The sequence below is a fragment of the Microbacterium sp. genome (assembly GCF_041909575.1).
Classification (GTDB): Bacteria; Actinomycetota; Actinomycetes; order Actinomycetales; family Microbacteriaceae; genus Microbacterium.
Map to the genome: position 1 here is coordinate 1 of NZ_JAYRDE010000139.1, position 6,892 is coordinate 6,892.

Genomic DNA, 6,892 nt, shown 5'->3' on the forward strand with positions numbered 1-6,892 from the left:
GGCGACGCTCCCCGCTCCGCCGAACAGGTCGGATCGCCGGCGCAGCTCGTCACGCTCGGACGATTACACCGCGGCGAGCTGCGCCGGCGTCACGATCCCGGGGCGGGCGGCGTGCTCTGTCAGCACGCGCACGTCGTCGGCGATCGCGCCGACCGCGAACTCCTGCTGCCCGGGTGCGCCCAGCTTGCGCACGACGACCGCGACCAGCGCCAGATCGAGGGCTCGGGCGACCTCCGCCGCGACGACGACCCCGCCGCGCGGAATGCCGGCGACGAGTGCATCTGCGTGCCGCCAGTCGGCGAGCGAGCGGGCGAGCTCTCGACCCGCCGCGATGCGGTCGGCGAAGATGGCCATAACGTCACGGTACGCCTGGCGCACCCTGCTGTCTGCGGGAATGCGACACCGCTGCCCGTGGTTCACACTCCTCGCGCGCGATACATGCACGCGAATGGAAAGGATGCTCGCCATGCCCGATCCCACCGCCGTAGAGCTGGGTCTCGACACGTTCGGAGACGTGACGAGAGACGCCTCAGGACAGCTGCTCAGTGACGCCCAGACCATCCGCAACGTCGTCGACCAGGCGGTGCTCGCGGACCAGGTGGGACTCTCGTTCTTCGGGGTGGGGGAGCACCATCGCCGCGAGTTCGCCATCTCGAGTCCCGAGATCGTGCTCGCGGCGGCAGCGGCGCGCACGGAGAGCATCCACCTCGGCACCGCCGTCACCGTGCTCTCGAGCGACGACCCGGTGCGCGTCTACGAGCGCTTCGCGACCCTCGATGCCGTCTCCCGCGGCCGCGCCGAGGTCATCCTCGGGCGCGGATCCTTCATCGAGTCCTTCCCGCTGTTCGGCTACGACCTCCGCGACTACGAGACCCTCTTCGACGAGAAGCTCGATCTCTTCTCGCGCCTCCTCGAGGAGAAGCCGGTGACGTGGGAGGGCACGCTGCGCGCGCCTCTCACCGCCGCCGACGTCTTCCCCAAGACCGAGAACGGCCTGCGCGCGTGGGTGGGCGTCGGCGGCACGCCGGAATCCGTCGTCCGGGCCGCGCGCTACGGCTACGGGCTGATGCTCGCGATCATCGGCGGCCCCGCCGACCGCTTCCGCCCCTTCGCCGACCTCTATCGCCGGTCGCTGACGACGTTCGAGCGTGCCGAGCTCCCGATCGGCGTGCACTCGCCCGGGCACATCGCCGACACCGACCAGCAGGCATGGGAGGAGGCGTACGACGGCTTCGCGGCGATGAACGACACGATCGGCCGCGAGCGCGGCTGGCCGCCCTACAGCCGCATGCGCTTCCAGCGCGATGTCGGGCCGGAGGGGGCGCTGTACGTGGGCTCGCCCGAGACCGTGGCGCGCAAGATCGCGGAAACCGTGAAGACACTCGGGGCGCAGCGCTTCGACATGAAGTTCTCGACGGGCACGATCTCGCACGAACGCCTGCTGCGGTCCATCGAGCTGTACGGGACGAAGGTCGCTCCGCTCGTGCGCGACATGCTCGCGTGACTCCCGCGCGGGGTGCGGCATCCGTACCATGACGCTATGACGGATGCCGAGCCCCGCGTCGCAGCCACGTTCTCGGAGCGCCTGGACCGGCTCCCGTTCACCCGGCGTCACCTCCGCGTGCTGACCGGATCGGGCCTGGGCTGGGCGCTCGATGCCATGGACGTGGGACTGATCTCCTTCGTGATCGCGGCGCTGGCCGTGCAGTGGAACCTGCAGCCGCAGGAGACGGCCTGGATCGCCTCCGTCGGCTTCATCGGGATGGCCATCGGGGCGAGCGTCGGCGGGCTCCTGGCCGACCGGTTCGGCCGGCGGTCCGTGTTCGCCGTGACGCTGCTCGTCTACGGCCTCGCGACGGGCGCGAGCGCGCTCGTCGGCGGCATCGTCGCGCTCCTCGTCCTGCGCTTCATCGTCGGCCTCGGCCTGGGCGCCGAGCTGCCCGTCGCCTCCACTTACGTCAGCGAGTTCGCGCCGGCGCGCATGCGCGGCAGGCTCATCGTCTTCCTCGAGGCGTTCTGGGCGGTGGGCTGGACGGCCGCGGCGCTGATCGGGTACTTCGTGATCCCGGCGTCCGAGAACGGCTGGCGGTGGGCCTTCGCGCTGGGCGCGATCCCCGCGGCGTACGCCCTCTTCGTGCGCTGGGGCTTGCCCGAATCCGCGCGGTGGCTCGAGCGCCGGGGCCGACACGGCGACGCCGAGCGGGTCGTCCGGTCGTTCGAGGATGCGGCGGGCGAGGCATCCGCACCGCCGAACCGGGCCCCGGCGCCCGTCGCGACCCCGGCACCGGTCGCCACGAGCGTCGGCTCGCGCCTCGCGGCACTGTGGGCCCCGGAGTTCCGGCTGCGCACCGCGTGCCTGTGGCTGGTGTGGTTCTGCGTCAACTTCTCGTACTACGGGGCGTTCATCTGGATCCCGTCGATCCTCGTCGCACAGGGGTACGACCTCGTGCGCTCGTTCGGGTTCACGCTCGTCATCACGCTCGCGCAGCTGCCCGGCTACGCGGTGGCAGCCTGGCTCATCGAGGTGTGGGGGCGCCGGATGACGCTCTCGGTGTTCCTGATCGGATCGGCGGTCGCGGCGGTCTTCTTCGGCACGGCGGGGACGGAAGGGGCGGTCATCGCGGCCGGCATGGCCCTCTCGTTCTTCAACCTGGGCGCGTGGGGGGCGCTGTACGCCGTCACCCCCGAGATGTATCCCACCTCGCTGCGGGCGACCGGCTCGGGGTGGGCCGCAGGCGCCGGTCGCATCGCGTCGATCATCGCGCCCCTGAGCGTTCCGATCCTGCTGGCCGCCGGTGGCGCTCCGGCGCTCTTCATCGTCTTCGCGGTGTTCTTCGTCATCGCCGCGGCCGCGGCGTGGGGACTGGCCGACCGCCGAGGGGCGGCACTCGACGACCGCTGACCGGCCGTAGGCTGGGGCGATGGCATCCGTGCGGTACGTCGCGATCGGCGACTCGTTCACCGAGGGCGTAGGCGACGAGCTTCCCGATGGACGCGTGCGCGGATGGGCGGATCTCGTGGCGCAGGGATGGGCGGATGCCTCGGCTCAGCCGGTCGAGTACGCGAACCTCGCCATCCGAGGAAAGCTCGTCTGGCCGATCGTCGAGCAGCAGCTCGAGCCCGCGCTCGCACTGAAGCCGACGCATCTGTCGTTCAACGGCGGCGGCAACGACATGCTGCGCCCGCGGACGAGCGTCGCACGCGTGGTGGACGCCTTCACCCATGTTCTGCGTCGCTGCGACGAGGAGGGCGTGCGGCTGATCGTGCTGTCCGGCGCCAATCCGTCGGCGCAGCTCCCGCTGAGCCGAGTGATCCAGCGCCGCGGGGATCTGCTCTCGGCGGCCGTGTCGAAACGCCTCGCGGACCGGGACGACGTCGTCCGAGCCTTCAACTGGCCCGACCGGGAGCTGTCGAGCCCGCCGTACTGGTCCGAGGACCGGCTCCACATGAATTCGCGCGGACACCACCGGGTCGCGGCACGCGTGCTCACGGCTCTCGGGCAGGAGCCTGCCCCGGGGTGGTGGTCGCTCCCCGAGCTGCCGGCGGCGGCCACACGCGGAGCCACCTACTATCGCGATCACGTCGGGCCCTGGGTGCGGCGCCGGCTCACCGGCACGTCGTCGGGCGACGGCCGGGAGCCGAAGCACGGCGAGTGGTTCGAGGTGCTCCCGTCACGGGGCTGACGCGGCGGACTCGTCTCCGTCGCCCGCGACGAGGGCGTACTCCGAGCCGGAGCGCGTGCGCTCGAGCAGCTCGGCGTCGACGAGGTATCGGCGGAGCGCCGCCACATCGTCGGTGAATCGAGCGAGCCGCTCGTTGGTGGCGTGCTCGCTGAGCACGTCGCACGGCGCGAAGGCCTGCCCGGCCACCCACCGCAGCAGGTCGAGCCGCTCGCCCGCCTGCACCGGGTAGCGGTCTATGCGGCCGTCGCCGTCGAGGAAGCGCTGGGGGCCGGTCGGCCGGTTCCTGGGCTGCTCGGACAGCAGATCGCGGACGAACTGCTCGTCGAATGCGATGCCCTCCGGCGTCTCGCGCAGCAGTCCGATGTCGAGGAGTCGGTCCGTGGCCCGCTGCCGCCGCGCGTCGGAGAGCTCGAGGCCGCCGATCGCCTCAGCCAGGCGGGATCGCAGATCGGGATTGAGCAGCGCCGCGGCGACCGCGCGCCAGCGATCGGTCACGACGGGCGCTCCGCTACGGCGTACGTGAGTTCGGCGAACGCCCCCGCCTGACGCACACGCGTGAGGGTGAGCGTGTCGGCGCCGAGGTCGCGGGGGAGAAGCGGCTTCCCCGACGTCAGCGTGGCCGGAGCGACGGAGACGACGATCTCGTCGAGGAGCCCCGCATCGGCGAACTGCCCGGCGAGGTCACCTCCGCCGACGATCCAGACGTCCCGATCGCCGGCCGCCTCGCGGATGCGTCCCCAGGCATCGCGCACCTCGCCCTGGACGAAGCGGATGTCGGCGCCCGGCACGGTCGGAAGCTCGCGCCGCGTGAAGACGAACGTGGGCCGGGCGCCGTAGTACGCCGGCCACTTCTCGGGGTGCGCGACGAGGTCCTCGTGCCGCAGCACCCACTCGTAGGTGGACGAGCCCTGAACCAGCACGCCGATCCCCGCGAGGAAGTCCTGGAAGTCGCTGTCGCCTCCTTCGCCGCCCGGAACGGCGAACAGCCAGTCGAGGGAATCGTCGTCGTCGGCCAGGAAGCCGTTCAACGTGGTGGCGGTGTAGAAGATCGTGGGCGGCATCCCGCCACGTTAGCGCGCACCGGCGACACACTTGCGTCGTATTAAACCGTGCGGTACAGTACTAATCGGTTGAATAAGGAGGAGCGATGACAGACGACCGGCTGAGCCGCACGTTCGCCGCCCTCGCCGACCCGACCCGGCGTGCCATTCTGGCGCGCCTCAGCGGGGGAGCGGCCACGGTCGGCGAGCTCGCCGCACCGTTCGACATGACCTTCGCCGCCGTCTCCAAGCACCTGCGCGTGCTCGAGAGCGCCGGGCTGGTCACACGGGGGAGGGAAGCGCAGTACCGACCGGCGCTCCTGGATGCGCGCCCTCTCGCCGAAGCATCCCGCTGGATCGGCGGCTACGCGCAGTTCTGGGAGGACAGCGTGGACTCCCTCGATCAGTACCTCAACGCCCTGCAGCAACTCAGCCCACCACCCGCCGACGGCGGGACCGACAAGGAGGAACCACGATGACCGAGTACTTCAGCATCACCCGCACCCTGCGCGCGCCCCGCGAGCTCGTCTTCGAGGCGATCACCCGGCCCGAGCACTTCGCCGTGTGGTTCGGCACCGCGGCCGTGGAGGTGCCGCAGGAATCGCTCACCATGGACGTGCGTCCGGGCGGCGCCTTCCGGGCCGTGATGGTGCTTCCCGACGGGAACCGCATCGACTGGGCCGGCGAGTACCAGGTGGTCCAGCCGCCCTCGCACCTGGCCATGACGCTGACCGATCAGCCGGGCGACGATGCCGGGCTTCCCGTGCTGTTCGATCTCGAAGAGGTCGACGGCGGCACGCAGCTCACGATCCGGCAGGACCGTTCCGACTTCTCCGACGAGCAGGTCGCCGCGACGATCGAGGGCTACAACGCGTTCGTGGACGACATCGAGCGGGTGCTCGAGTCGCTGCAGTCCGCCTGAGCTCAGAGGGCGCCCGGACGGCGCAGCGCGCGCATCGCGAGCTCGCTGCCCGCTCGCGCGCTCTCGCGCGGGTCCGAGCCGCCCAGCGCCGCGACGATGTACCCCGCGGCGAACGCATCGCCCGCACCGGTCGAGTCGAGCACGTCCTCCACGCGCCGCACGGCGACCTCGGACCGCTCGCCCGCATGCTCCACCAGTACCGGTTCGCCGCCGCGCTTCACGACCCACGTCGCGTCGCGCAGCTCGAGGCCCAGTTCGGCTGCGGCCGCTGCCTCGTCGGCGTTGGCGAGGAGCACCGTCGGTGCGATCCGATCCACGACCGCCTGCAGCGCGTCGTGGCCGAGCTCGCGCATCGTCGCGACGCTCGAGAGGTCGAGGCTGACCTGGGCTCCCGTCGCAGAGACGGCGGCCGCGGCATCCGTCAGCGCCGTGCGCGACGCACGACCGGCGAAGCCGTAGAGCGGCAGGTGCAGCCACTCGGCGCCGGCCAGCCAGCCCGGATCGATTGCGGCGAGTTCCGCGGAGGCGCCGCGATCGGTGATCATCGTGCGCTCGCCCACGGCGTCGACGAGCACGACGATCGCGCCCGTGCGCCCCTCGCGCTGAACCCGTGCGTCGACGCCGGCGGCCTCCAGCTCACCCACGAGGGCGCGCCCGATCGTGTCGTCACCGACCCGCCCGATGAAGCGCACGGGATGCTGCGGCGCGACCGCCACTGCCACGTTCGCCGCGCTCCCGCCCCGCGTCAGGCGCACCTCGGCGGGATTGTCGGTGCCGCGCTCGAGGGAGCCGCCACCGAGCACGATCAGGTCGGCGACGAGGTCGCCGATGACGACGATCATCGCGACATGCCCGCCAGTGCTGCAGCGATCTCCGCTCCGAGTCGGACGTTGCCGCGGTACACGTCGACGTTGACGTCGAGACTGCGCCCGCCGGTCTCGCGCTGCATGAAGTCCAGGAGGAAGGGCGTCGTGTCGTGCCCCGTCACTCCTGCGGCCGACGCAGCGGCGAGCGCCCGCACGAGGACGTTGTCGTGCAGGGCAGGATCGAGCTGGCGATCGGGGTCGACGGGATTGGCGACGAGCAGCGTCGACGCGATGCCCAGCGCGTCGCGCGCCCGGGCGATGCGGGCGATCTCCGCGGGCGAGTCCACCGAGTACTCGATGTCGTGCCCCGAATCGGCGATGTAGAAGCCGGGATAGTCGGTGGTGCGGTAGCCGACGACGGCCAGGTTGAGAGTCTCGAGG

General features: G+C 71.5%; 10 protein-coding genes. 5 read left to right on the forward strand and 5 right to left on the reverse strand.

What is annotated here, in order from left to right:
• Positions 1–63: 63 nt before the first annotated feature.
• A complete protein-coding gene (locus ACE3O1_RS14180; protein WP_374316125.1) occupies positions 64–354 on the reverse strand; it encodes a phosphoribosyltransferase family protein in 291 nt (96 codons plus the stop codon).
• 112 nt (positions 355–466) lie between these two features.
• Between ACE3O1_RS14180 and ACE3O1_RS14185 the strand changes: the two genes are divergently transcribed.
• Genes ACE3O1_RS14185 through ACE3O1_RS14195 form a run of 3 tightly spaced genes read left to right on the forward strand, consistent with a single transcriptional unit; the run spans position 467 to position 3,683 of the window.
• Positions 467–1,504 carry an LLM class flavin-dependent oxidoreductase gene (locus ACE3O1_RS14185; protein WP_374316127.1) on the forward strand — a complete coding sequence of 346 codons (1,038 nt, stop codon included), beginning with the start codon at positions 467–469 and terminating at the stop codon, positions 1,502–1,504.
• Positions 1,505–1,540: 36 nt separating this feature from the next.
• The gene (locus ACE3O1_RS14190; protein WP_374316129.1) at positions 1,541–2,902 is read left to right on the forward strand and encodes an MFS transporter; all 1,362 of its coding nucleotides are present in this window, start codon (positions 1,541–1,543) and stop codon (positions 2,900–2,902) included.
• A 19-nt stretch (positions 2,903–2,921) separates the two neighbouring features.
• A complete protein-coding gene (locus tag ACE3O1_RS14195; RefSeq protein ID WP_374316131.1) occupies positions 2,922–3,683 on the forward strand; it encodes an SGNH/GDSL hydrolase family protein in 762 nt (253 codons plus the stop codon).
• On the opposite strand, the gene ACE3O1_RS14200 is transcribed toward ACE3O1_RS14195, so the two are convergent.
• Both ACE3O1_RS14200 and ACE3O1_RS14205 read right to left on the reverse strand, forming a co-directional pair.
• Positions 3,672–4,178: a DUF2087 domain-containing protein gene (locus ACE3O1_RS14200; RefSeq protein WP_374316133.1), complete on the reverse strand. Its 507-nt coding sequence runs from the start codon at positions 4,176–4,178 to the stop codon at positions 3,672–3,674. The genes ACE3O1_RS14195 and ACE3O1_RS14200 overlap by 12 nt on opposite strands.
• Positions 4,175–4,744 carry a dihydrofolate reductase family protein gene (locus ACE3O1_RS14205; protein WP_374316135.1) on the reverse strand — a complete coding sequence of 190 codons (570 nt, stop codon included), beginning with the start codon at positions 4,742–4,744 and terminating at the stop codon, positions 4,175–4,177. The genes ACE3O1_RS14200 and ACE3O1_RS14205 overlap by 4 nt, the downstream gene beginning before the upstream one ends.
• Before the next feature lie 86 nt (positions 4,745–4,830).
• Here ACE3O1_RS14205 and ACE3O1_RS14210 point away from each other — a divergent pair, with 86 nt between their 5' ends.
• A complete protein-coding gene (locus ACE3O1_RS14210; RefSeq protein ID WP_374316137.1) occupies positions 4,831–5,202 on the forward strand; it encodes an ArsR/SmtB family transcription factor in 372 nt (123 codons plus the stop codon).
• A complete protein-coding gene (locus ACE3O1_RS14215) occupies positions 5,199–5,645 on the forward strand; it encodes an SRPBCC domain-containing protein (RefSeq protein ID WP_374316139.1) in 447 nt (148 codons plus the stop codon). Before ACE3O1_RS14210 ends, ACE3O1_RS14215 begins: the two co-directional genes overlap by 4 nt.
• A 2-nt stretch (positions 5,646–5,647) precedes the next feature.
• On the opposite strand, the gene ACE3O1_RS14220 is transcribed toward ACE3O1_RS14215, so the two are convergent.
• Positions 5,648–6,487, reverse strand: coding sequence for a carbohydrate kinase family protein (locus ACE3O1_RS14220; RefSeq protein ID WP_374316141.1), 840 nt, complete (start codon positions 6,485–6,487; stop codon positions 5,648–5,650).
• Positions 6,484–6,892: pseudouridine-5'-phosphate glycosidase (locus ACE3O1_RS14225; RefSeq protein WP_374316142.1), on the reverse strand; the 409-nt coding region annotated here is incomplete at its 5' end. The genes ACE3O1_RS14220 and ACE3O1_RS14225, both read right to left, overlap by 4 nt.